Origin of the sequence: Saccharopolyspora sp. NPDC002686 (assembly GCF_040295745.1) — a bacterium.
Taxonomy (GTDB): domain Bacteria; phylum Actinomycetota; class Actinomycetes; order Mycobacteriales; family Pseudonocardiaceae; genus Saccharopolyspora; species Saccharopolyspora oryzae.
This window is the reverse complement of record NZ_JBEOVY010000041.1, coordinates 1-23,109: the sequence shown is the minus strand read 5'-3', so window position 1 is coordinate 23,109 and position 23,109 is coordinate 1. Positions and strand designations below refer to the sequence as shown.

Genomic DNA, 23,109 nt, shown 5'->3' with positions numbered 1-23,109 from the left:
CCGCGGGCCACAACGGAAATCGCCGTCCCCCGATCGTCGACATGCCGCGCTGACCTGCACCATTGCTGCAATGGGAGGATGGCCGGAGCGGCCCTCCGGGGCCGTGAGGAACACCACCTGCCGAAGGGGACGGATGCGCACCATCAAGCAGCCCGGTGAGCACGAGCTGGAGGTGAAGAAGTCCCGCTTCCTGTGCGCGCTGGCGCGGGTGACCGACGAGGCCGAGGCGCGGGAGTTCATCCAGCAGCGCCGCAAGCTGCACCACGACGCGCGCCACCACTGCTCGGCCTTCGTGCTCGGCGACCTGGGCGAGGTCCAGAAGTCCAGCGATGACGGCGAGCCGGCGGGCACCGCCGGGGTGCCGATGCTGGAGGTGCTGCGGCACAACGAGATCACCAACGCGGTGGCCGTGGTGACCAGGTACTTCGGCGGGGTGCTGCTCGGCGCCGGCGGCCTGGTGCGCGCCTACGGCGGCGCGGTGTCGGCCGCGCTGGACCACGTCGGCCTGCTCGAGCGGAGGCCGGTGCGGACCGTGACGACCTCGGTGGACTACCTGATCGCGGGCAAGCTGGACAACGATCTGCGATCGGCCGGTTACCAGGTGGTCGACACCGAGTACCAGGACGTGGTCCGGTTCCACATCAACGTTCCGGTGTCCGAAGTGGACGCCTTCCGCACCTGGCTGGCGGAAGCCACCGGCGGCACCGCCGAGGCCACCCTCGGCGGCCTCACCCACGCCGAAGTCCCCGCCTGACCGGACACCCCGACCGGGGTCCGCACTACCAGCGGAAACCCCACGCCCTCGGCGTGTCAGATCCCGACACGCCGATGGATGTGGACAGGTCGTCTTCGCTGTGGAGAACTTCCGCAAATTCAATGGAAATTGGACATCTGATTTCCATTGAATTTGCGTGACCGCGGACGGCGGAGCGCCCCGGGGGAGTCAGGTGGTGCCGAAGAGGCGGTCCAGGTGGTAGTCGATCGTGGCGATCGACTCCTCGCCCGTTCTCTGGCCGAGGAGGAGGCCGATCGACAGGCCGTCGGGGACGGTCAGCAACACCTCCGCTTCTCGGACCGGATCCCGGTCCGCCGGTAGTTCGCCCGACTCCTGCGCCGTGCGGAGTTCCCCGGCCAGCCAGTGCTCGAACTCCGGCCACCACTCGCGGTAGCTCGCGCTGAGCTCTGGCGAGTTCAGGGCGCGCTGGAAGAACGCCAGGTGGGTCAGGAACTCCATGCGGCTGTCCTCGGTGAGCGCGAGCATCTCGAGCATCACCGTGCGAACGACCTCCCGCACGGGCGGCCGTTCGCCGTGCTTGCTCAGCGCGGCCACGATCCGCTCACCAGCGCGTTTGGTCACGTGGTCCATCGCGTGCAGGAGCATCTGCTCCTTGGTCTTGAAGTAGTGCTGCACCGCGCCCATCGAGATGCCCGCTTCCGCGGCGACGTCGCGCAGGCTCACCGCCTCCAGCCCGCCGCGGCTGACCAGGCGCAGCAGCGCTTCGGCGATCTGGATGCGCCGAGCCTCGTGGTCGACCTGTTTCGGCACGTCACCAACCTTTCCAATGCAACCGCATTGCAAACCCGCGCACGAGCCGTTTACCATGCACTTGCATCGTAACCCTCCGTCACCAGCGGAGTGCTTCCGACGACCTGGGGAACCCATGACATCCCTGCAACAGGCACCCACCACCACGCGAATAGCCGCCCTCGACGTCATCCGCGGCGTGGCAATCCTAGGCACCCTCGGTACCAACATCTGGATCTTCACCAACCCGCAGGGCCCGGCGGCCGCGCTGAACTTCACGCTCGACAGCGGCGCCGCGCACGTCGAAGCGGTCCTGCGCTGGCTGGCCAACGGGAAGTTCCTCGCGCTGCTCACGCTGCTGTTCGGCATCGGGCTGGAGCTGCAGTACCGCTCCACGCGCCGACGCGGCGGCAAGTGGCCCGGGTGGTACCTGTGGCGGGCCGCGCTGCTGTTCACCGAGGGCCTGCTGCACTACGTGCTGATCTTCGAGTACGACGTGCTGATGAGCTACGCGGTGACCTCGATCCTGGTCGCCTACCTGATCGGCCGCAGCGACCGGGCGCAGCGCGGCTGGATGATCGCGATGGGCACCGCGCACGTCGCGTTCATCGGGTTGACCACCCTCGGGATGCTGCGCGGCCACGTGTCGCTGGCGACGCCGCCGACCGACCGCTACACGCACGGCAGCTACCTGGAGCAGCTCTCGACGCGCCTGGCGAACTGGGGCGACTTCCGCGCCGAGGCGATCTTCATCATCCCGCTGTCGACGCTGCTGTTCCTGGCCGGTGCGCGGCTGTACCGGGCCGGGGTGTTCGACGCCGACCGCCAGCAGCTGCGAAACCGGTTGATGCTGTTCGGTTTCGGCATCGGCGTGCCGCTGAACCTGGTGACGACCTTCGCCGGGCCGAACTGGTTCATGGTGGACCGCTACATCCTGCCGCCGATCATCGCGCTCGGACTGCTCGGCCTGATCCCGACGGTGCTGGCGAAGCTGCGCGGTGAACCCGGTGCGCTGCACCGAGGTCTGACATCGGTCGGCCGAACTGCCCTGTCCTGCTACGTCTTCCAGAACCTGGTGGCCACGATCCTCTGCTACGGATGGGGTTTCGGCCTGGCTGCCCGGATGGACTGGGCCCGCCCGTGGTGGGTCCTGCTGGCCTGGGCGGCGATCTGCGCGATGTTCATGACCCTGGCGACGTGGTGGCTCCGCCGCTTCGAGCGAGGCCCCCTCGAAGCCGTGTGGAACTGGGCCTACCGCCTGCCTCAGCGCTGAACGCCCTGAGCCCGGTTCAGGGAGAGCAGGGCTTCGTGGGCAGGAGTGCCCGGTTCCGCGGTCAGGAAGATCAGGCGGTGAGCGCTGTTCGGGGCGTGCAGGACCTGCGCCTCCAGGTCGAGTCCGCCCAGGTCCGGGTGCTCGATGCGCTTGCGCAGGGTTGGGCGGGTCTGCACGTCGTGCTCGGTCCAGGACGTCGCGAAATCCGCGCTGAACTCGGCGTACTCCCTGGTCAGGGCGGTGATCCGCGGGTCGTCCGGGTGGCGGCCCGCGGCCAGGCGCAGGTCCGCCGCCGCTTGCCTGGCGAACTCGTCGTTGCCGGACGAGCAGCGGTCACCGCGCATCGACATCCGGAGCACGTTGCGCTCCTCCGGCGGCACCGCCGCGAAATCCGCGATCAGGCCCGCTGCCAGCGAGTTCCACGCGACGATGTCGTAGCGCTCGTCGACGACGTACGCCGGCACCGGGCCCAGCCGGTCCAGCAGGCGCAGCACGCCGTCCGGCACCGGCTCGTCGCGCACCGGCGGGGCCTGCCCGGCCAAGCGGGCCAGGTGCTCGCCCTCCGCCTCGGTCAACCGCAACGCCGTGCCCAGCGCGGCGAGCACCTGCGTGGACGGGCGCGGGGCGCGGGCTTGTTCCAGGCGCTCGTAGTAGTTCGTCGAAACCCCGGCCAGCCAGGCGACTTCCTCGCGGCGCAGGCCGGGCGTGCGGCGACGGCCGCTCACCCGCAGACCGACTTCCGCGGGTCGCCGGGCCTCCCGGCGGTGGCGCAGGAACCGGGCCAGCTCGAGCTTGTTCACCGGTCCAGCCTGGCACGAACCCGGACCGCCCAGCCACGGACCGCTGGTCCGGGGCAACCTCGGTCCTGCCTGCGGCGGTGCCGGGCGGGAAGTCTGGGCGACGTGGAAGCTGCAGAACTGTTCCAGCGGGCTTTGGACCTGCTGCTGGCCAAGGACATGGACGGGTTCGCCGACCTGTTCGCCCCGGACTGCACCGTCGAGTTCCCGTTCGCGGAGAACACCCCGGCGCGGCTGACCGGGCGGGAGGAGCTGCGCGCGTACCTGGCCGACTACCCGAACCGGATGGACATCACCGGGTTCCCGTCGGTCGCGGTGCACCGGACCACCGACCCGGCCACGATCGTCGTCGAGTTCACCGCCCGCGGGCGGACCGTGGCGACCGGTGCCGACTACGAGATGCGCTACGCCTCGGTGTTCGTGGTGCGCGACGGCGCTTTCGCGGAGCTGCGCGACTACTGGAGCCCCGTGCGGGCGGCCCGGGCGAGTGGCGCCCTCCGCGAACTGGCGGACGAGCTGGTCGGCGAGGTGCGCGCATGACCGTGCTGATCACCGGCGGCACCGGGAAGACCGGGCGTCCGCTCACCGCGCTGCTGCGCGAACGCGGGATCGCGGTGCGGATCGCCAGCCGGCACCCCGGCGCCGATCGCGACCAGGTGCGCTTCGACTGGTCCGATCCGCGGACCCACGGGCCCGCGCTGGACGGTGCCGATCGGGTGTACCTGGTGCCGCCGATCGGCGTGCTGGACCCGATGCCGCTGGTCGAGCCGTTCTTGCGGGCCGCCGAGGGACGCCGGGTGGTGCTGCTCGGGTCGCTGGCGGTGATCCCCGGGCTCGACGAGCTGCGCGAGCGGGTTGCCGCGATGCCGGATTCCGCCGTGCTGCGCCCGTCGGGGTTCATGCAGAACTTCACCGGTCCGCACCCGGTCGCGGTCGACCTGCGGGAGCGCGGCGTGATCCGCACCGCCACCGGCAGCGGACGGCTGGGCTGGATCGACGCCGCCGACATCGCCGCGGTCGCGGCCGCCGTTCTCACCTCGGGCGAGGTGGCCGGTGAATACCTGCTCACCGGTCCGGAATCGTTGAGCTACGCCGAAACCGCGGCGATCCTCACCGAGATCACCGGGCGGCCGGTCCGGCACCACGACGTCACCCGGGACGAGCGGGCCCGGCAGCTCGCCTCCGGGGTGCCCGCCGACTTCGCCGCTGCGCTGGCCGCGATGGACGTCGACATCCGCGCCGGGTCGGAAGACCTGGTCACCTCGACCGTGCCGGACCTCACCGGGCGCCCGGCGCGATCGTTCCGCGACTTCGCGCGCGCAAACCGAGCCGAGTGCACACCACCGCCAGCACCGCGCCCAGGATGAACCCCGCGAGGACGTCGTGCGGGTAGTGCACCCCGATGAAGATCCTGGTCAAGCCCTCCAGGACGGCAAGCGTCGCAGCCAGCGGCGCGATCCGCCGCCACTGGAGGGCCAGGGCGACCGCGAATGCCGCAGCGGCTGCCGAGTGGCTGCTGGGCAGCGACCAGGTGCTCACCTCCGCGCAGGCCTTGATCGTGTCGATCGGGATGGTGCGGCACGGGCGCGGTTGCCGGATCACGTCCTTCAGCAGTTCGGCGAGCACCCAGGCGAGGACGCCGGCCAGCAACGGGATCAGGTGCGCTGCGCGGCGCTCCGCGCGCCACCACGACAGGAGGGTCAGCGCGGCTAGGCCGGCGAGCAGGGCTTGCGTCGCGAGCAGCGCGATGTGGTGCGCCCACAGCGGGGTTGCGTCCGCCCAGCTCGCGATCGCGCGGTACAGGTCCGCGCTGAGGTCGATCACTGCGCCGAGAATAGCGGTGGCCCGAGATCTCGCCGTGGGCAATACTGCTTCGCGGCCCGGTCCCCGACCTGGAGGTTCGTCGTGCGGTCGTTGCTCGTCGCTGGTGCCGTCGTCGTCGCGCTCGCCGCCCCGGCGCACGCCGATCCGGTCTCGCTCGACCCGCTGCTGCACTCGGCGGCCGAGCGCGTCGCGACCTCCGACCAGGTGGCCGCCGCCAAGTGGGGCACCGGACAGCCGATCGACGATCCCGCCCGCGAGCAACAGGTCCTGGACGCCGTGGCGCGCAAATCCGCCGAGCTGGGCCTGGATCCCGCGGAGTCGAAGCGGATCTTCCGCGACCAGATCGAGGCCAGCAAGGTCGTCCAGCACGCCCTGCACGACTACTGGGCGGCGCACCCCGACGCAGCGCCGACCGAGCGCCCCGACCTGGGCCAGATCCGGCCGATCATCGACCGCCTGAACGACGAGATCCTGCTGGAGCTCCGCGACACCGAGCAGCTGCGCGATCACCCGTCCTGCAACGGCCGGCTGGCCGGTGCGTTCAACCGGACCCGAACCGAACTGCGCCTGGACCACCTGCACACGACCGGGCTCGCGCGAGCGCTGCCGTCCCTGTGCGAGAACTCTTGACCTCTAGCGCGCTTTAAGTCGGAACCTGGGTGGAGCGACCCCCCAGGAGCAGCAGATGGACATCGGAATCTTCCTGCCGCGCACGGGACTTCCCGAGGTGGAGATCAGGGAGGCCGCCTACCACGCGGTGGACGTCGAACTCGACTCGCTGTGGTGCGGCGACCACCTGGCCAGCGGATCCCCCGTGCTGGACGGAATGCTAGCGCTAGCGACCGCAGCGGCGGTGACGGAGTGCATCGACATCGGCTTCGCCGTGTACCTGCCCGCGCTGCGCCCGCACGTGTGCGCGGCCAAGCAGATCGCCACGCTGCAGCACCTGACCGGCGGTGACCGGCTGCACCTGGGGATCGGGGTCGGCGACCGCTCCAGCGGTTGGGACGCCGTCGGCGTCGACCTGGATGCGCGCGGGGCCCGGACCGACGAGTTCCTGCAGCTCCTGCCGTCGCTGCTGGCGGGTTCGCCGACGTCCCTGCCGGACGGGCCGACCGTCGAACTCGCGCCGCCCGCTCCCGTCCCGCCGCTGTGGATCGGCGGAGCGTCTCCCGCCGCGCTGCGCCGAGCAGCTCGCTACGGCGACGGCTGGTTCGCTGCTCTGCACACCCCGGACGAGATCCGCGCCAAGTCCGCCCAACTCCGCGAACTCGCCGACCAGCACTCCCGCCCCGCGCCCCGCCTGGCCTCGGTGATCCACTGCGCGCTGACCAAGCGCCCGGACCCGACGCTGGCCGATCAGCTGGCCGGCTCGCTCGCCGAAACCCACGGCGTACCAGCGGAAACCGCACGACGCTGCGCCGCAACCGGAACCCCAGCGCAGGTGGCAGAACAGCTTTCGGCCTACGCCGAGGCAGGAGTGGAGAAACTGGCCGTCGCGGTGACCGGCGACTGGCACGCGTCCTGCGACCTGCTCGGCGAAACCCGCCGCCTCCTCACCGCCGGATCCCCGAAGTGCCGCCCCTGACCGGGCGAGGACTCCGGTGAGCTCCGTCGTCGCTGGTCAGGCCCCGTGAGCACTTTGGGGTGCTATAGCGCCCCAAAGTACTCACGAGTCTCCACCTGCGGAAAGGGCGCGCAGATTCGGAGCCGGGTCACTCGCGGGCTGCTGCGGTGAAGGTCATGTCAGGGTAGCGGGTGCCTTCGACCTGGGCCGCGATCGGTTCCAGGGCTTCGAGGTCCGCGCGGGTGAGGGTGAGGTCCGTTGCGCCGAGGTTCTCGTCGAGGCGGGTGCGGCGTCGGGTGCCGGGGATCGGGACCACTGCCAGGCCTTGCTGCGCGTGCAGCCAGGCCAACGCCACCTGCGCCAGCGTCGCGTCGTGGCGCTGGGCGACCTCTCGCAGCGGCTGCAGCAGTTCCGCGTTGCGGGCCGCGTTCTCGCCGGAGAACTGCGGGAAGTCCCGGCGGAAGTCGCCCTCCGGCAGCTTCTCCGCGTTCGCGAAGGCCCCGGTGAGGAAACCGCGGCCGAGCGGCGAGTACGGCACCAGCGCCACGCCCAGCTCCTTCGCCGCGGGCACCGCCGTGCGCTCCACGTCGCGGTTGAACACCGACCACTCGCTCTGCACCGCGGCGATCGGGTGCACCGCGTGCGCCGCGCGGATCTCGTCGCCGGTCACCTCGGAGAGGCCGAGGTGCCGCACCTTGCCCTCGGCGACCAGCTCCGCCATCGCGCCGACCGTCTCCTCGATCGGCACGGACAGGTCGCGGCGGTGCATGTAGTACAGGTCGATCTCGTCGACGCCGAGCCGCCGCAAGCTCGCCTCCGCCGCGGAGCGGACGTAAGCCGCATCGCCGCGGAAACCCCGGTAGCGCGGGTCATCGGCCTTGCGGACCAGGCCGAACTTCGTCGCGAGCACGACCTGCTCGCGGTTGGCCCGCACGAACGGCGACAGGAACTCCTCGTTGGCGCCCATCCCGTAGATGTCGGCCGTGTCGAACATGGTCACGCCGCGCGCCAGCGCGTGCTCCAGCGTGCGCCGAGCTTCGTCCTGGTCGGTGGGGCCGTAGAACTCGCTCATCCCCATGCAACCGAGGCCCTGCGCACCCACCACCGGCCCGGAGCCCAGCTGAACCCGTCGCACCGTCATCTCGTCCTCCCGTTCGTCGGTCACCGCTGATGCTGGCCGGGTACCCGGCCGCGCGGCAGGTCGCGCTTCTCCTGGGAGTGCCACACCCAGGCTGCGCTCGTGGCAACATCGACCGGTGACCAACGAGCTGGGCAACTTCCTCAAGGCGTGCCGCGCCCGCCGCAAACCGGACGAGGTCGGCATCCCGACCGGTCACGGCGTGCGGCGGACGCCGGGGCTGCGGCGCGAGGAGGTCGCCGCCCTGACCGGGATCAGCGCGGACTACTACACGCGGCTGGAGCAGGGCCGCGAACGCCACCCGAGCGATGCCGTGCTGGACGCGCTGGTGCGGGGGCTGCTGCTCGACGCCACCGAGCACCAGCACCTGCACAACCTCGCCCGGCACGCCTCGGGCGTCCGGCACCCCGAGCAGCCGGAGGTCGAGTCGGTCCGCCCCAGCGTGCTGAGCCTGCTCGGCGTGCTCGGCGACTCCCCCGCCTACGTGCTGAACCGCTGCAACGACGTGGTGGCCTCGAATCCCGCCGGGCTGGCGCTGCTCGCCGGCATCGACCAGTGGCCCGAGCAGCGGCGCAACACCACGCGCTACTTGTTCCTGCACCCCAGCGCGCGGACGCTGATGGTGGGCTGGCCGGAGGTGGCGCAGAACTCGGTGGCCGACCTGCGCGCGAGGTTCGGCGACAACCCGGCCGATCGGCGGCTGAAGGCGCTGGTCGACGAGTTGATGCGCAAGAGCGAGGAGTTCCCGGCGATGTGGGCCCGCCACGAGGTGCAGCCGAAGTCCTCGGGCGTGAAGGACTTCGACCACCCCGCGGTGGGCCCGATGTCCCTGACCTACGAAGTCCTGTCGGTGTCCGGCGCCGACCACCGCATCGTCGTCTACCAGGCCGAACCGGGCTCCCCGGACCACGACGCGGTGGCCCTCCTCAACCTCGTCGTCCGCCGCGAATCCCCCGCAGTCCCGGAACACCGCGCCTGAACCTCCACCGGTGCGTCGCATCCCGACACGCCGACGTCTGTGGACAACCCCCTGGTCCTGTGGAGAACTTCCGCAATTTCAATGGAAATCGGAGGTCTGATTTCCATTGAATTTGCGTCCCCCGGGAACGCGAGGGCCGAGTCCATAGTGGAATCCGGGCATCGGTGGTAGACCGGGGGCATGGTGCGACGGATACCTCGGTGGATCGCTCGGGCTCCGATTCCGCTGTTCCAGCGCGGGTTCGGGTGGTTGCTCGGCAGTCGGTTCATGATGTTGGAGCATCGGGGACGGCGGAGCGGCGAGCCGCGATACGCGGCGTTGGAGGTGCTCGACCGGGAGCCCGGAGCGTTGTTGCTGGTGTCCGGCTACGGGCCGAAGTCGCAGTGGTTCCGGAACGTCGTGGCCGATCCCGAGGTGCGGGTGTGGACCGGGCGGCTGCGCGGTGTCCCAGCTCGTGCCGTGGTGCTGCCGGCCGACGAAGCTCGCGAGCGGCTCGAGCAGTACCGCCGCGCGCACTCCCGATCAGCAGCGGCTTTGGGCCGGACGTTGGGCATCGAGGAGCTGGCGAGTCCGGAGCCGCTGCCGGACGACATCGCTGAGCGGTTGCCGCTGGTCCGCGTCCAGCGGGCCTGACAGTTCGTGCCTGACTGGCACGGTGCGCCGTTGTTCTTAGACTGGGGGCGTGAGCCTCACCGAGCGCCGCAAGGCCGCCACCCAGCTGGAGATCGCCCGAGCCGCCGCTGCGCTGTTCGCCGAGCGCGGCTCCGACGGCACGACGGCCGAGGCCATCGCGGACCGGGCGGGCGTGAGCCTGCGGACCTTCTACCGCTACTTCCGCATCAAGCAGGACGCCGTCGCACCGCTGCTGAACTTCGGCGCCCGCCGCTGGCAGCAGAACCTGGCCGGAACACCGCACGACGTCCCCCTGCCGGAAGCCCTCGAGCAGGCGGCCCGACGTGCGATGACCGTCCGCGACGCGGACGACGCGGAGTCCCTCGAGTGGGCCCGAGGCCTCCTGCGCGCAGCAGCCGACGACCCGGCTCTGCGCACGGTGTGGGCAACGGTGAACCAGGATTCGGAGCACGAGCTGCTCCCGCTCCTCGCCGAGCGCACCGGTGCGGAGCCGACCGACCTCCAAGTCCGCCTGACAGCAGCAGCGGCCACCACGGCGATCCGCGTGGCGGTCGAAACCTGGGCAGCGATGGACGCCGACCCACCAGAACCAGCGGACATCGCAGTCCGCTGCATGCGAGACCTGACAGCCGGCCTCTGGTAAACCCAGGATCGCCGACGTGGTCACTCGGTGAAACCGACGGGTCCCGTGTGCAAGCCGGTCAGCATGATCAGGTAGCCGGTCTTGCCGGCACCGCAAATACCGTTCGCCTGGCCCCTGAAAGCCTCTGACATATCAGGAGAATCCTGTCCGCTCTCGAGGAAGATCAGACCGTAGTGGGCCCGGGGCTCGGCATCGACCAGTGTTCGCATGGCGCGATGCTCGCGAAACCCCCTGACAGCGCCTGCATACTGGGGCCGTGCGGACTCTTGGGGTTGTTGGTTGCGGTGCTGGTGGGGTCGAGGGGATTCGGGGTGGGCTCGTCGAGCCTGCGATCTCCCGGGGGTGGCGGGTCGCGGTGACCTTGACCCCCACTGCTGGGAGTTGGTTGCGGGCCACCGGGGAGGTCGAGCGGATCGAGGAGGTCACCGGGTTGGCTTGCCGGGTTGAGCCGCGGTTGCCCGGGGAGGCCCGGCCGCATCCGGACATCGACTGCTACCTCCTGTGCCCCGCCACCGCGAACACCGTCGTCAAGCTCGCGCTCGGGATCGCCGACAACCAGGCGCTGACCACGATCGGCGAGGCCATCGGGACTCCGGGGCTGCCGGTGGTCGTGTTCCCGAAGATCAACGCGACGCAGGTCCGGCATCCGGCCTGGCAGTCGCACGTGGACACGCTGCGCGCGACCGGCACCCACGTCCTGCTCGACGAGGAGTTCGCGATGCACGGGCCGCGCAGCGGGCAGGCTCCGGAGATCCCGTGGTCCGGAATCCTCGACGCGGTCGAAGGCGTCGTGCAGAAGTCCACTTCGGACGCTTAGGCCAGTTGCCGGCGAGTGCGCCGCGCCAGCAGGCGGCTCGAGCAGCGCCGTTGGGCCTGACAGCGGCCCGTGAACCCTCGGGCGTGCGGTGCACGTGGATGGGTTGAACGACCATGCCGAACCAGAAAGGTCTGAGCGCCGCCCCGGAACGGGGGACAACAGGCGCGACACATCTCAACCCAAGCTCTTGATCACTTCCGAACGCACCGCCGCCGGGGACGGCAGGTTCCGCAGCGGCAACGCGGCGACCTCACGCGTCCGCTGAGGACACCCGCGATGGAATTGCGAGGTAGCGAAGATCTTGACCACCAGGAAACCGCGCTGGTGGCGAGCTGCCGTGGTGACGACCGCGGCGACCGGCCTGCTGGCCGGTGCCGCCCAGCCCGCCTCCGGCACCTCCCCGGAAGAACCCAGCACCGTCGAGCAGCAGGCCTTCGAATCGGCTGCCGCCGAGTTCGGCGTCCCGGCGCCCCTGCTGCTGGCCACCTCCTACCAGCTCACCCGCTGGGAGGACCACCGCGGCCAGCAGAGCAAGGCCGGCGGCTACGGCCCGATGCACCTCACCGAGGTCGACTTCGAGCGGCTGCGCCGCGAGAACCCGAAGCTGAAGAAGCTCGCCGACAACCCCGCCCTGCACACCCTGGCCGAGGCCGCCGAACTCGTCGACCTCCCACCGGAGCAGGTCAAGCGCGACCCGGAGCAGAACATCCGGGCCGGTGCCGCGCTGCTGGCCGAACGCGCCAAGCAGCTGGGTGACGGGCAGCTGCCCACCACCATGGGCGACTGGTACCCGGCCGTCGCGGAGCTCAGCGGCAGCCCGCAGGCCAGCGGTGCGCGGTCTTTCGCCGACTCCGTCTACGAGGTGCTCGACCGCGGTCGCAGCCGCACCACCTCGACCGGCCAGCGGGTCGGCTTCACCGAGATCCCCGAGGTCACGCCGAACCGCGACCTGACCGGCACCGGCCTGGCGGACGCATCGGCCACCCGGCTCGCGCCCGAGCCGGAGTGCCCGGCCGACCTGGACTGCAGGTACGTCCCGGCCGCCTACGCGCCGACCGATCCGGAGGACCCGACCGGCGGTTACGGCAACTACGACACCGCGAACCGGCCGAAGGACGTCCGGATCAACTCGATCGTCATCCACGACACCGAGACCTCGTACCAGTCCACGATCTCGGCGTTCCAGAACCCGGCGCACGGCGCGGCCTCGCACTACGTGATCCGCTCCTCCGACGGCCAGGTCACGCAGATGGTGCCCACCAAGGACATGCCGTGGCACGCAGGCAGCTGGGACCGCAACATGCGCTCCATCGGCATCGAGCACGAGGGCTGGGCCGCGGAAGGCGGCACCTGGTACACGGAGCAGATGTACCGCTCGTCGGCGGAGCTGGTGAAGTACTTGGCGGACAAGTACGACATCCCGCTGGACCGCGAGCACGTCCTCGGCCACAACGAGGTCAGCGCCGACAAGCCGGAGCAGGCGGGCGGCGAGCACTACGACCCGGGCCCGTACTGGGACTGGGCGCACTACATGAACCTGCTCGGCGCCCCGCTGGACGGCGACACCGGCGGCGACGACGTGGTGACCATCTTCCCCCGGTTCGACACGAACCGGCCGGTGGTGACCGAGTGCCCGCCGGAGGAGGAGTGCCGGGAACTGCCGTCGCAGCCGGCAAACTTCCTCTACCTGCGCAGCGAACCGCGCGACGACGCCCCGCTGCTCGGCTCGCCCTCGGTGCACCCGGACGGCTCGCCCGGCACCACCAAGATCGAGGACTGGTCGGCCAAGGCCACCGTCGGCCGCCAGTACGCGGTCGCGGAGCGCCGGGGCGACTGGCTGGCGCTGTGGTTCGACGGCAAGAAGGCGTGGCTGCGCGACCCGGACGGCGTGAACACCGCCCCCGCGGACGACGCCGAGCTGGTGACGCCGGTGCGCGACGGCGTCAAGACCTACGGCATGGCGCTGCCGGATGCCGGCGACTACCCGGACGGGCTCGAACCACGGGTGATCAAACCGCTGCCGTACGAGCTCCCGCTGGGCCAGGTGTACGTCGCGGGTCGAGCGGGCCGGGCGATCGACTACAACGTCGGCTACGACGGCGTGAACGATCCGAACAACCACGAGGTGGTCATCGGGAGGGACACCTACGTCCCGGTCTCCTACAACCACCGCTGGGTCTACGTGAAGGAATCAGACCTCGAAGAGGCCTGACCTCCCAAGAGGGTGAGCGCGAGCGCTGCGGCGTTCGCGCTCACCGCCGTCCGGAGTCCACTTAGGACTCCCGTTGGGATCAGATCCCGGCGGCCCCGTGCCAGTAGTCGGCGATTTCACTGGTCTGCTTGAGGATCCGGTCCGGCCCGGGCGGGGCCGGCCAGAACTGGAGCAGGTAGCGGTCGACCAGCGGTTCGTCGTCCATCCTGGTGTCCTGCTCTCGCGCTGCATCCATGCCGACCGCGCAGTAGCGGACCCGGTAGTCGATCTCGCGCAGGTCGAGCGATCGGGCGTCATCGCCCGACCAGAAGACGAGCGCGACATCGCCCACCGGGCGGTAGGACGCCTCGACGATCTCCTCCCAGGTCTCGTCCAGCGGCGGAGCCTGGTCGTGGAGCTCGATGGTGAAACCGACATCGCCCGTGTGCAATCCGGTGATCAGGAACAGGATTCCGGGTTCGGCAGCACCGCACAGCCCGTTGCTCTGCTCGGCGAAACACGCGTCGAGATCGGCGTCTTCGACTTCGCTCTCCACGTAGATCTGCCCGTAGTGGACCGGAACCTCTTCATCGACCAGTGTTCGCATGGGCGCGATCATCACGCAGGGGCCCGACAGTCGTGAGCGGCGATGGTCGCGAGAACCACCATCGCCGCTCACGAGTCAGTACAGCTCGATCACCAGCTTGTCGCACAGCGCGCGGGAAACGCAGAGCGCCATCTGGTCTCCCGCGGCCCGGTCCGAGCTGGACAGGCAGTTGTCGCGGTGGTCGGGGACGCCCTCGAGGACTCCGGACACGCACGAGCCGCAGATGCCCTCCTCGCAGGACTTCGCCACGTCGACGCCGCCCTCCTCCAGGACGGCGAGGATCGACTTGTCGGCTGGGACCTCGAACACCTCCCCGGTGTCGAGCTCCACCGTGAACGACGTGTCCGCGCTGGTGTCGATCTCGGAGGCGGTGAAGTGCTCGACGTGCACGTGGTCCTCGCCGACGACCGGGGCGAACACGCCGGTCACCTGGTCCATGAACCCCTGCGGACCGCAGGTGTAGACGTGCGCCGCCGGGGTCAACTGGCCGGCGACCTCGGCGAGCAAGACCGGCTGGTCAGCGCGGGGGACGCCGAAGTGCAGGTGCACGTCCTCGCGGAACTCGTGCTCGAGCAGGTCGGCGAAGGCGGCTTCGTCGCGGGTCCGGGCGAAGTAGTGCAGTTCGAACTCCGCGCCGACCCGGTGCAGCTCGTGGGCCATGCCCAGCAGCGGGGTCACACCGATCCCGCCGGCCACGAGGACGTGGCGTTCCGCCTGCTCAGCGATGCCCAGCAGGTTCCGCGGCGCCGAGACCTCGAGGTGCTCGCCGACCTCCACCGCGTGCAGCGCCACCGAGCCGCCCCGCGACTCGGGCTCCCGCTTCACCGCGATCAGCAGCGACTCGCGGTCGTCGGGCCGCCCGCACAGCGAGTACTGGCGCAGCACCCCGGTCGGGCCGGTGACGTCCACGTGCGCACCCGCCCGGTAGGCGTCGAACGGCGCGCCGTCGTCGCGGACCAGCTTCAGCGCGCGGACGCCGACGGCCTCGTCGACCACCTCCGCAACCCGGACCTTCATCGCGACTCCCCTCATCAGCGCATGTAGAGGCCGCCGTTGGCGTCCCAGCAGGCCCCGGTGACCGAAGCGGCCTCCGGCGAGGCCAGCAGCGCCACCATCCGGGCGATGAACGCCGGGTCGCCGAGCCTGCGGACCGGGATGTTCTCCGCGAACGACTCCAACGAGTCCTCCCCGACGATGGACCGCACCATCGGGCTGTCCTGCGGCCCCGGCGACACCGCGTTCACGGTGACCCCGCGCGGCGCGAGCTCCCGGGCGAAGACCTTGGTCGCCGACATGATCGCGCCCTTGGACGAGGCGTAGTGACCACCGGTCGCGGTCCCGCCGTTCTGCCCGGCCAGCGAGGCCATGTTGACGATCCGGCCGTAGCCCTGGTCGGCGAAGTGCGCGCCGAAGATCTGGCAGGCGGCGAAGGTGCCGGTGAAGTTGACCGCCATCACGGCGTCGAGCTCCTCCGGCGTGATCTCCATCAGCGGGGTCGCCTGCGTGCGGGCGGCGTTGTTGACCAGCACGTGCACGCCGCCGAAGTCGGCCACCACGTCGGCGAGCAGCTGCTGCAGGGCAGCGCGATCGCGCACGTCGACGCGGTAGCTGCGCGCGGTGGCGCCGGTGCCGTCCAGCTCCGCGACCAACGCCGCCGCATCGTCCACATCGGACACCGCGACGCGGTAGCCCTCGGCGTGCAAGCGGCGGACGATGAACTCGCCCAGCCCGCTCGCCCCGCCGGTCACCACCGCGACCTGCGCGCTCACAGCAGGAATCCCGCGGCCGGCACGGCGTCCTCGCTGTCCACGAGCCGCACGACCTTCTGCACGATGCGGTCCGCACCCGACTCCGAGAGCCGGATCCGGTGCACCAGATCGCCCGCCCAGATGTCGTGGCGACCGCGCTTGTAGGCGATGATGATCTGCGCCGAGCGCAGCACCACCTCGTCGTCGGACACCGACTCCGGCACGAAGCGGGACACCGTGCGGGCCGTGCGGGCGGCGTCGACCGCAGCGATCGCGTAGCCCTCGATCATGCGGGTCACGCGCATCTGCCGCATGCGGGCGTCGTCGTAGACCATGTTGAGCGAGTTCGCGAAGTCCTCGGTCTCCGGGTCGATCGGGATGATGTAGAGCCCGTCGTCGGCGAACAGCTCGTTCCAGGCCACGTAGTCCTTGCGGTCGAGCAGTTCGGCCTCGCGCCAGACCAGCTCGATCGCCCGGACCACGCGAGGATCGGTCGTCGACAGCCGGGATTCCACCGCGGTCGCGTCAGTCATCGCCCATCATCTCCTTCCACTTGCCGTAGGCCGCGCGCATGCCGGTCTCGTCGGTGACGTGGGCGGTCGGCCACCCCTGCGAACTGGCCTTCTCGCGGCCGATGCCGCGGTTGACCATGATCGGCATGTCCGGGGCGCCCTGCGCGCCGCGCTGCACCCGGTCCCAGCCCTCCGCGTCGTCGGGGGTGCCGAAGCCGAACGGCCCCTGGAAGTGCTCGTGGATGCGCAGCCGCTCGCGGTTGACGGCGTCGACCTCGGGCGGGCCGTCCGGACCGATCGCGACGTGCTCGATGTAGGTCTCGTCGGCCGCGATCGGGCGCAGCACCCGGAAGAACGCCGAGGACATCGAGACGTTCGGGAACAGGTTGAGGTTGAAGCCGGTGCCGTGCATCGCGCGGACCAGCTTGCGCACCTGCGCCTCGTCCAGCGTCTTCGACAGCTCCGCGACGAGGTCGTCGAACCGGCCCTGCAGCGGCTCGCTGCCGTCGTCGGCGTCGAGGTCGGAGTGCTCGGGCACCATCTGCATCACGCTGTGCCCGTTGCCGAGGTCGTGGGTGATCGCGGCCGGATCGTTCATGAACGACATCATGTCCGCGGTCTCGGCGTCGACCGACGCCATCCACGACCGGTGCACGATCGGGAAGTGGTAGCCGTCGGTGGTGTTCTCCAGCTGGATCTTCCAGTTGCCGCGGAACTTGAACTGGTGCTTGCCCAGCACCTTGATCGGGTAGCCGCCGCCCTGCTTCATGAACAGGTCGATCCACTGCCGGGCGTCGCCGAGAAACTCCTCCAGCGGCTCGGCGTCCTCGTTGAACGTCGCGAACACCAGACCGCCGTAGGTCTCGGTGCGCAGCTTCTTCAACGACAGCTCCGACTTGTCGACGACGCCCTCGTAGCCGTCCGGGTACGGGATGCCGCGCAGCTGCCCGTTCAGGCCGTACGACCAGGCGTGGTACGGGCAGGTGAAGCCGTTGGCCTTGCCGCTGGGCTTCTCGCAGAGGCTGGCGCCGCGGTGGCGGCAGCGGTTGAGCAGGGTGCGCAGCTCGCCCTTGCGGTCGCGGGTGACGATCACCGGCTGCTTGCCGACGTAGGTCGACTTGAAGGTGCCCGGCCCGGGCAGCTCGCTCTCGTGCGCGACCCACACCCAGGTGCGCTCGAAGATCTTGGTCAGCTCCTGCTCGAAGATCTCCGGGTCGGTGTAGAGGCGGCCGGCGACCCGGTCCCCGGCGACCAGATCGGCAGCGGCGGTGGTGTTGTCGGTCATCGGGATCTCCCTGGTCAGTCGGGAAGCTCGACGTCTTCGCGGACGGTGAGCGCGCGGCCCATCCGGGCCTCGATCCGGGCGAAGCGCCACAGCTTGGCGGGCCCGTCGGCGACCTGCGTCGTGCGGAAGAGGTTGCACGCGGCCTTGACCGTCTCCTGCGAGTCGACGTCGGCGAGGATGTAGCAGGTCCAGGGCCAGCCCTCGGACGGTCCGACCATGTGCGAGTCGTCGTCCATGTCGCCGATGAAGTCCACCCCGGGCAGCGCCTTGAGCTGGTCCATCATCGAGACGAACGCCTGCCAGACGTCACCGATCTGGATGCCGTCGGTGGGCAGGTCGAAGAAGTTCTGGTTGATGCCGATGCAGAACAGCACGCGGAGCGGCTGAGCCGTCATGCGGACCTCCTTCGTCGTGGGATCGGCGCTGGTCAGAGATCGTGAGCGTTTTGCGGTGCTATAGCCCCACAAAGCGCTCACGAGGCCTGACCAGCCACTTCTCAGCGGAAACCTGGTGTGGTGGGCGGCAATCCCATCAAGACCGCGCCCGCCGCGTCGTACATCGACGGACCCAGGAAGGCGTGCTGCTTGGGGACGAGCGCGTCGCCGTGCAGCAGCTGCAGCGGGTGCCCGGTGTTGATCGGCGCAGTGCCGGAGACCTCCAGCAGCCCGGCGACGACGTCGGAGGAGGTCTTCGCCAGGTGCGCGGAGGACAGCCGCAGCTGCGCGTTCTGCTCGTCGGTGGCCTCGTCACCGGCCAGCACGGTCTCCCAGACCTCGTTGCTGACCTCGTAGAACCACGCCCGGGCCGAGCGCAGCGCGGCCTCCGCACCGGCGACCGCGGTGCGGTAGTAGGGGCGGTCGGCCAGCTTCGGCGCGCCGGTGACCCCGGCGTAGCCGGCACCGACCGCTTCGGCGTGGTCGAGCGCGGCGCGGGCCACCCCGGCGCCGACGACGGCGAGCACCTGGGCGGCGTAGGCGATCGTCGGGTAGCGGTAGAGCGGTTCGTCCACAGTGGGCGTTCCGCCGCGGATGAAGGTCCACTCCCGCGGCACTTCGGCGCCCCGCACCACCAGGTCGAACGACCCGGTGCCGCGCATGCCGACGACGTCCCACTCCTGGACGATCTCGACCTGCTCGGGGCGCAGCACCGCGGTTCGCGGCTTGCCGGCGGTGGTCTCGTCACCGGGGATGCCCACGCCGAGGACGTCGGCGCCCATGCACCCGCTGGCGAACTTCCAGCGGCCGTCGACCAGGAAACCGGTCTCGGTCGGCTCGGCGGGCTGCACCGGGAACAAGCCACCGGCGAAGGCCACGTCCGGGCCGTCGCGGTAGATCTCGGCCTGCGTCTCGAGCGGCAGCGCGGCCAGGTAGACCAGGGCGGAACCGAAGCTGGCGACCCAGCCGGTGGAACCGTCCACCGCCGAGATCCGCTCGATCCGCCGCAGGAAGTCCGCCGGGGCGAGCGGCTGGCCGCCGAACCTCGTCGGGGTGGCGGCGCGGTAGATCCCGAGCTCCTTGAGCCGGGCGATGAAGTCCTTCGGCACGTAGCGCTGCTCGCGGAACTCGACCCGCCGCTCGGCGAGCTCCGCCAGCACGTCCTCGAAGGTGACACCGTCGGCTTGCAGGGTGTGCACCATCTCAGCTCCCTCTCGTTGCTGGACGGTTCTCGACGTTACGAACGCGCCCGCCACCGCGGAATTGGTATTGCCTCTGCCGCCGTAGGGGATTCCTTCAGTGCGGACCCCCGCGAACCGCCCTTACGCTGGGCAGATGCAGGTCGATCCTCGCGCGCCCGAACTGACGGCGCAGGACTTCGTCGCGATGGTGCACGCCACCCGGATGTGCGTGCTGCTGCACGACGCCGCGACCAAGGACATCCTCTGGGCCAACCCGGCGGCGTGCGAGATGCTCGGCTGGAGCGTTGACGAGCTGCGCCCGCTCAAGGCCAACCACATGAGCAGCTCCGCCCAGCAGTACGACCGGGTGATCGGCCGCGCCTGGCTGCAGGAGGCCGTCGAGAAGGGCGCGAGCCGGATCGAGTGGCACTACCGCGCCAAGTCCGGCCGGGTGATCCCGACCGACGCGATCGCGCTCCGGGTCGAGCTGGCGCGCGGACCTGCGGTGATGGTCCAGTTCCGGGACATCGAGCGCGAGCAGGAGGTGGAGCGCGAGCTGCGGCTGACCACGTCGTGGGTGGACGCGCTGGCGCACCACACCTCGACCATCGCGCTGATGCTGGACTGCACCGGGACGATCCGGTTCGCCACCAACACCGCGCTGCCGCTCATCGGCGCGCGCCCCGGCGAACCGATCGGGCTGCTCACCGACCACGCGCGGCTGCGAATGCTCGGACGTCTGTCCACATGGGACGAAGTGCTGGCGCGGACGGATCCGGTCACCTCGGTGCAGCTGGAGATCCCGGGCCGGCCGGACCCCGTCTACCTGGAGGGAAGCCTCGAACGGCTGCAGGAGACCGATGGCGACGCGCTGCTGATGATCCTGCACGACGTGTCCGAGCGGGTCCACGGCCAGGTGCGCCGGGAGCGCGAGATGCACCGGGAGAACTACCACGCGCGCTACACCGCGATGGGCGACATGGCGATGGCCATCGCGCACGAGCTCGGCCAGCCGCTGGCCGCCGCGGGGAACTTCCTGGCCGGTGCTCGCGCTGCGGCGCAGGCGGATTCGCGCGTCGGGTACGGGATCGACAACGCGGTGCGGCAGATCGACCGGGCGTCCACCATCGTCAGCTCGGTGCGCGCGTTCGTCGGCCACCTCGAGCACGTGCAGCAGGTCGCCGACCTCAACGACATCCTCGAGGAATGCCTGTACTTCGTCCGGTTGCGGGCGGATCCGGCGGGCGTCGAGGTGCGGGTGCAGCGCAGTCCGGAGCCGGTGCCGGTGCGCTGCGAGCGGGTGCTGACCGGGCAGGTGGTGCTCAACCTGTGCTTCAACGCGATCGACGAGATGGCGGTGTGCGCCCCGGACCGGCGGCAGCTGACCGTCACCACCCGGATCGACGGGGGCACCGGGATGCTCACCGTCGACGACCTGGGCCGCGGGCTGCCGCGCGATCCGTTCGAGCAGACCTTCACCGACAAGGAGCACGGCAGCGGCATCGGCCTGGCGCTGAGCTACCGGATCATCACCCGCCAGCACGGCACGATCTGGAGCGAGCAGCGCGACTCGGGCGGATCCCGCTTCGGCTTCACCCTCCCGCTGGCGGAGTCGTGAGTACTTTGGGGTGCTATAGCGCCCCAAAGTGCTCACGTGCCTTGACCAGCGGAAACGGAGCTGCGGGGTGGTCCGGGCGTAGGGGAAATCCTCAGCTGGGCGCGGGGAAGTCTCGATTCCGAGGTGACGGGCTCGTGCGTAGCGTCTCAACGGTGCCGGTAACCGTCCTGCCACAGGAGGAATCGTGCCCGAGCTGACCTCGTCCCAACGCGAATTCCGCACCGCGATGGCGAATCTGTCGGCGGCCGTCAACGTCGTCACCACCGACGGAGCCCACGGGCTCGCCGGGATGACCGTCAGCGCGGCCTGCTCGGTGACGGACTCGCCGCCGACCGTCCTGGTGTGCGTCAACCGGTCCAGCCGATCCCACGGCATCCTGGTCGCCAACGGCCGGATCTGCGTCAACGTGCTCGGTGCCGACCAGGAAGACCTGGCGATGCACTTCGCCGGCGCCACGAAGGTGCCGACCGCGCAGCGGTTCACCGAGGACTGCTGGGACCTGGAGTCCGAAGGCGTCCCGGTGCTGCGCGGTGCGCCCGCCTCGCTCATCGGCCGGATCATCGCCGAACGCGCCCAGGGCTCGCACTCGGTGATGTTCGTCGAAGTCGACAAGGTCTTGACCAGCGAGGACAGCGGTGCTCTCGTCTACTTCCAGCGCCGCTTCCACAGCCTGACCCCGCTGAGCGCCTGAGCCCCGTCCGCGGAGAGGAGATCGCCGGATGCCCACGGACACGTCAGGTTCCGAACCGACCCGGATGACGTTGACCTGCTACAACGACACCCACGGCTACGGCTGGCGGCACGTCGACCTGTTCGTCCACGACGCCGAGGGCCGCGAGCTGAACTGGGTCCACTGGGCGGTCCCGGAGGACGGCCCGGACGCGGCCGACGCGGTCACCGCCGAGGTGGAGCCGACGCTGCGGCGGACCTCGGAGTGGCGGCACGACGTCAGCGCCAGCGGCATGGACTACTGGGTGGCCGACGCGGAGTGGGAGCAGCAGTGACCGGATCGCGCTGGCAGCCGTGGTCGCTGCGCTCGCTCGTCAACTCGCTGAACAACGGCGACATCACGCCCGCCGAGGCGCACCAGCGCGCTCGCGCGCGGATCGCCGAGACCGAGCCCGAGCTGCGGGCGTGGGTGGAGCTGGATCCGGACGTCTCCCCGGTCGCCGACGGGCCGCTCGGCGGGGTTCCGCTCGCGGTCAAGGACATCATCGACCTCGCCGGACTGCCCACCAGGTGCGGATCGCAGCTGCGCGCTTCCGCCGGGGCCGCTGAGGCCGATGCGACGATCGTGACCGCGTGGCGGCAGGCCGGTGCGGTGCCGATCGGCAAGTCGGTGACCACCGAGTTCGCGTACTTCGCGCCCGGTCCGACCCGCAACCCGGCCGCGCTCTCGCACACGCCGGGCGGATCCTCCAGCGGCTCGGCCGCGGCCGTCGGTGCTGGTCAGGTGCCGCTCGCGCTGGGATCGCAGACCGCTGCCTCGGTCACCCGGCCCGCCGCGTTCTGCGGCGTCGCGTCGCTGGTGCTCAGCCGGGGCCGGTTCCCGGTCGACGGGGTCACCGGTCTGAGCCCGAGCCTGGACAGCCACGGCTTCTTCACCGCGAGCGCGTCCGACCTGGCCCTGGCCTGGTCCGCTCTGACCGGCGAACCCGATGCCGCACTGACGGCGGACCGACCGCCGCGCCTGCTGCTGTGGCCGGCCGCGCAGTTCGACGTCGACCCGCAGATGGCGACCGCCCTGTCCAGCGCCTGCGCCGCGTTGCGCGCCGCGGGCGCGGTGATCGACGAGTTCCCGGACCCGCAGCTGATCACCCAGCTCGCCGAGGCCCACCCGGTGATCATGGCCTACGAAGCCGCCCGCGAACGCTCCGCGGAGCTGGCGGCGTCATCCCAGATCAGCACGCAGCTGGCGACCCTCCTGGAGACCGGCGCGGCCACCCCGGAACACGACTACGAAACCGCCCGCCACACCACGGCAGAGGCAGGCACCCGCGTCGCGGAACTCCTCTCCACCTACGACGCCGTCCTAGCCCCAGCAGCCCTCGGCCCGGCCCCCGCAGGCCTGAACGCCACCGGCGACCCGATCCTCAGCCGCCCCTGGCAAGCCCTCGGCCTCCCCGCAGCCGGCATCCCGGCAATGCGCACCCCATCAGGCCTCCCCCTCGGCCTCCAACTCATCGGCACCCGGGAGTCCGAACTCCTCACCACGGCCTGCTGGACCGAATCAACGCTCCACCCCTGATCGCTCCCCCGACCCACGGCTTCAGTCACGACTGAACGCAGTTTCAATTGAAACTGCGGACCCCACCCACGGCGGATCACAGTTACAAT

At 70.5% G+C, this 23,109-nt stretch carries 27 protein-coding genes; 15 read left to right on the top strand and 12 right to left on the bottom strand.

The features are described from left to right. Positions 1–133 precede the first annotated feature (133 nt). Positions 134–754: a YigZ family protein gene (locus ABTZ89_RS08280; RefSeq protein ID WP_270950110.1), complete on the top strand. Its 621-nt coding sequence runs from the start codon at positions 134–136 to the stop codon at positions 752–754. Positions 755–943: 189 nt separating this feature from the next. Here the strand turns inward: ABTZ89_RS08280 and ABTZ89_RS08275 are convergent, their stop codons facing one another. Beyond that, on the bottom strand, positions 944–1,546 hold the full coding sequence (locus tag ABTZ89_RS08275; protein WP_351041756.1) for a TetR/AcrR family transcriptional regulator: 603 nt from the start codon (positions 1,544–1,546) through the stop codon (positions 944–946). Between the two features lie 115 nt (positions 1,547–1,661). Between ABTZ89_RS08275 and ABTZ89_RS08270 the strand changes: the two genes are divergently transcribed. Beyond that, positions 1,662–2,798 (top strand): DUF418 domain-containing protein, encoded by a 1,137-nt coding sequence (locus ABTZ89_RS08270; RefSeq protein ID WP_351041754.1) that lies wholly within the window; start codon positions 1,662–1,664, stop codon positions 2,796–2,798. On the opposite strand, the gene ABTZ89_RS08265 is transcribed toward ABTZ89_RS08270, so the two are convergent. Continuing rightward, positions 2,789–3,598 carry a helix-turn-helix transcriptional regulator gene (locus ABTZ89_RS08265; RefSeq protein ID WP_351041751.1) on the bottom strand — a complete coding sequence of 270 codons (810 nt, stop codon included), beginning with the start codon at positions 3,596–3,598 and terminating at the stop codon, positions 2,789–2,791. The genes ABTZ89_RS08270 and ABTZ89_RS08265 overlap by 10 nt on opposite strands. A 102-nt stretch (positions 3,599–3,700) precedes the next feature. On the opposite strand from ABTZ89_RS08265, the gene ABTZ89_RS08260 reads away from it, so the two are divergent. Both ABTZ89_RS08260 and ABTZ89_RS08255 read left to right on the top strand, forming a co-directional pair. Continuing rightward, positions 3,701–4,135 carry a nuclear transport factor 2 family protein gene (locus tag ABTZ89_RS08260; protein WP_351041749.1) on the top strand — a complete coding sequence of 145 codons (435 nt, stop codon included), beginning with the start codon at positions 3,701–3,703 and terminating at the stop codon, positions 4,133–4,135. Further along, the gene (locus tag ABTZ89_RS08255; protein WP_351041747.1) at positions 4,132–4,962 is read left to right on the top strand and encodes a Rossmann-fold NAD(P)-binding domain-containing protein; all 831 of its coding nucleotides are present in this window, start codon (positions 4,132–4,134) and stop codon (positions 4,960–4,962) included. The genes ABTZ89_RS08260 and ABTZ89_RS08255 overlap by 4 nt, the downstream gene beginning before the upstream one ends. Here the strand turns inward: ABTZ89_RS08255 and ABTZ89_RS08250 are convergent. After that, complete coding sequence (locus tag ABTZ89_RS08250; protein WP_351041744.1) at positions 4,874–5,419, bottom strand: phosphatase PAP2 family protein; 546 nt, start codon at positions 5,417–5,419, stop codon at positions 4,874–4,876. The two genes, ABTZ89_RS08255 and ABTZ89_RS08250, sit on opposite strands and share 89 nt — an antisense overlap. Before the next feature lie 81 nt (positions 5,420–5,500). Here ABTZ89_RS08250 and ABTZ89_RS08245 point away from each other — a divergent pair, with 81 nt between their 5' ends. Further along, positions 5,501–6,049, top strand: a complete 549-nt coding sequence (locus ABTZ89_RS08245; protein WP_351041742.1) for a chorismate mutase — start codon at positions 5,501–5,503, stop codon at positions 6,047–6,049. A gap of 55 nt (positions 6,050–6,104) precedes the next feature. Next, the gene (locus ABTZ89_RS08240) at positions 6,105–7,007 is read left to right on the top strand and encodes an LLM class flavin-dependent oxidoreductase (RefSeq protein WP_351041740.1); all 903 of its coding nucleotides are present in this window, start codon (positions 6,105–6,107) and stop codon (positions 7,005–7,007) included. Between the two features lie 127 nt (positions 7,008–7,134). On the opposite strand, the gene ABTZ89_RS08235 is transcribed toward ABTZ89_RS08240, so the two are convergent. After that, entirely contained in the window at positions 7,135–8,127 is a 993-nt protein-coding gene (locus ABTZ89_RS08235; protein ID WP_502949522.1) for an aldo/keto reductase, read from the bottom strand. A 115-nt stretch (positions 8,128–8,242) separates the two neighbouring features. On the opposite strand from ABTZ89_RS08235, the gene ABTZ89_RS08230 reads away from it, so the two are divergent. The 3 genes from ABTZ89_RS08230 (at position 8,243) to ABTZ89_RS08220 (ending at position 10,379) form a co-directional block, all read left to right on the top strand. Then, positions 8,243–9,103, top strand: a complete 861-nt coding sequence (locus tag ABTZ89_RS08230) for a helix-turn-helix transcriptional regulator (protein ID WP_351041736.1) — start codon at positions 8,243–8,245, stop codon at positions 9,101–9,103. Between the two features lie 180 nt (positions 9,104–9,283). Beyond that, positions 9,284–9,736 carry a nitroreductase family deazaflavin-dependent oxidoreductase gene (locus ABTZ89_RS08225; RefSeq protein ID WP_351041734.1) on the top strand — a complete coding sequence of 151 codons (453 nt, stop codon included), beginning with the start codon at positions 9,284–9,286 and terminating at the stop codon, positions 9,734–9,736. A 49-nt stretch (positions 9,737–9,785) separates the two neighbouring features. After that, the gene (locus ABTZ89_RS08220) at positions 9,786–10,379 is read left to right on the top strand and encodes a TetR family transcriptional regulator (protein ID WP_270950098.1); all 594 of its coding nucleotides are present in this window, start codon (positions 9,786–9,788) and stop codon (positions 10,377–10,379) included. Positions 10,380–10,399: 20 nt separating this feature from the next. Here the strand turns inward: ABTZ89_RS08220 and ABTZ89_RS08215 are convergent, their stop codons facing one another. Next, complete coding sequence (locus ABTZ89_RS08215) at positions 10,400–10,588, bottom strand: hypothetical protein (RefSeq protein ID WP_270950097.1); 189 nt, start codon at positions 10,586–10,588, stop codon at positions 10,400–10,402. 146 nt (positions 10,589–10,734) lie between these two features. On the opposite strand from ABTZ89_RS08215, the gene ABTZ89_RS08210 reads away from it, so the two are divergent. Both ABTZ89_RS08210 and ABTZ89_RS08205 read left to right on the top strand, forming a co-directional pair. Beyond that, a complete protein-coding gene (locus ABTZ89_RS08210; RefSeq protein WP_502949521.1) occupies positions 10,735–11,196 on the top strand; it encodes a flavoprotein in 462 nt (153 codons plus the stop codon). Positions 11,197–11,497: 301 nt separating this feature from the next. Continuing rightward, the gene (locus ABTZ89_RS08205) at positions 11,498–13,408 is read left to right on the top strand and encodes an N-acetylmuramoyl-L-alanine amidase (RefSeq protein WP_351041728.1); all 1,911 of its coding nucleotides are present in this window, start codon (positions 11,498–11,500) and stop codon (positions 13,406–13,408) included. Positions 13,409–13,487: 79 nt separating this feature from the next. On the opposite strand, the gene ABTZ89_RS08200 is transcribed toward ABTZ89_RS08205, so the two are convergent. From ABTZ89_RS08200 to ABTZ89_RS08170, 7 genes are all read right to left on the bottom strand, one after another. Then, complete coding sequence (locus ABTZ89_RS08200) at positions 13,488–13,994, bottom strand: hypothetical protein (RefSeq protein ID WP_351041725.1); 507 nt, start codon at positions 13,992–13,994, stop codon at positions 13,488–13,490. 75 nt (positions 13,995–14,069) lie between these two features. Further along, positions 14,070–15,011, bottom strand: coding sequence for a PDR/VanB family oxidoreductase (locus ABTZ89_RS08195; protein ID WP_351041722.1), 942 nt, complete (start codon positions 15,009–15,011; stop codon positions 14,070–14,072). A 14-nt stretch (positions 15,012–15,025) separates the two neighbouring features. Continuing rightward, the gene (locus ABTZ89_RS08190; protein WP_351041719.1) at positions 15,026–15,763 is read right to left on the bottom strand and encodes an SDR family NAD(P)-dependent oxidoreductase; all 738 of its coding nucleotides are present in this window, start codon (positions 15,761–15,763) and stop codon (positions 15,026–15,028) included. Then, complete coding sequence (locus ABTZ89_RS08185; RefSeq protein WP_351041716.1) at positions 15,760–16,275, bottom strand: aromatic-ring-hydroxylating dioxygenase subunit beta; 516 nt, start codon at positions 16,273–16,275, stop codon at positions 15,760–15,762. Before ABTZ89_RS08185 ends, ABTZ89_RS08190 begins: the two co-directional genes overlap by 4 nt. Next, positions 16,268–17,539: an aromatic ring-hydroxylating oxygenase subunit alpha gene (locus ABTZ89_RS08180; protein ID WP_270950090.1), complete on the bottom strand. Its 1,272-nt coding sequence runs from the start codon at positions 17,537–17,539 to the stop codon at positions 16,268–16,270. The genes ABTZ89_RS08185 and ABTZ89_RS08180 overlap by 8 nt, the downstream gene beginning before the upstream one ends. Before the next feature lie 14 nt (positions 17,540–17,553). Next, positions 17,554–17,934, bottom strand: a complete 381-nt coding sequence (locus tag ABTZ89_RS08175; RefSeq protein ID WP_270950089.1) for a hypothetical protein — start codon at positions 17,932–17,934, stop codon at positions 17,554–17,556. Between the two features lie 101 nt (positions 17,935–18,035). Then, entirely contained in the window at positions 18,036–19,175 is a 1,140-nt protein-coding gene (locus ABTZ89_RS08170) for an acyl-CoA dehydrogenase family protein (RefSeq protein ID WP_351041713.1), read from the bottom strand. A gap of 133 nt (positions 19,176–19,308) precedes the next feature. Here ABTZ89_RS08170 and ABTZ89_RS08165 point away from each other — a divergent pair, with 133 nt between their 5' ends. The 4 genes from ABTZ89_RS08165 (at position 19,309) to ABTZ89_RS08150 (ending at position 23,020) form a co-directional block, all read left to right on the top strand. Continuing rightward, a complete protein-coding gene (locus tag ABTZ89_RS08165) occupies positions 19,309–20,772 on the top strand; it encodes a PAS domain-containing sensor histidine kinase (protein ID WP_351041710.1) in 1,464 nt (487 codons plus the stop codon). 184 nt (positions 20,773–20,956) lie between these two features. Beyond that, the gene (locus ABTZ89_RS08160; protein ID WP_351041707.1) at positions 20,957–21,463 is read left to right on the top strand and encodes a flavin reductase; all 507 of its coding nucleotides are present in this window, start codon (positions 20,957–20,959) and stop codon (positions 21,461–21,463) included. 28 nt (positions 21,464–21,491) lie between these two features. Then, positions 21,492–21,776 carry a hypothetical protein gene (locus ABTZ89_RS08155; RefSeq protein WP_351041704.1) on the top strand — a complete coding sequence of 95 codons (285 nt, stop codon included), beginning with the start codon at positions 21,492–21,494 and terminating at the stop codon, positions 21,774–21,776. Beyond that, positions 21,773–23,020, top strand: a complete 1,248-nt coding sequence (locus ABTZ89_RS08150; protein ID WP_351041701.1) for an amidase family protein — start codon at positions 21,773–21,775, stop codon at positions 23,018–23,020. The genes ABTZ89_RS08155 and ABTZ89_RS08150 overlap by 4 nt, the downstream gene beginning before the upstream one ends. The last annotated feature ends 89 nt before the right edge of the window (positions 23,021–23,109 follow it).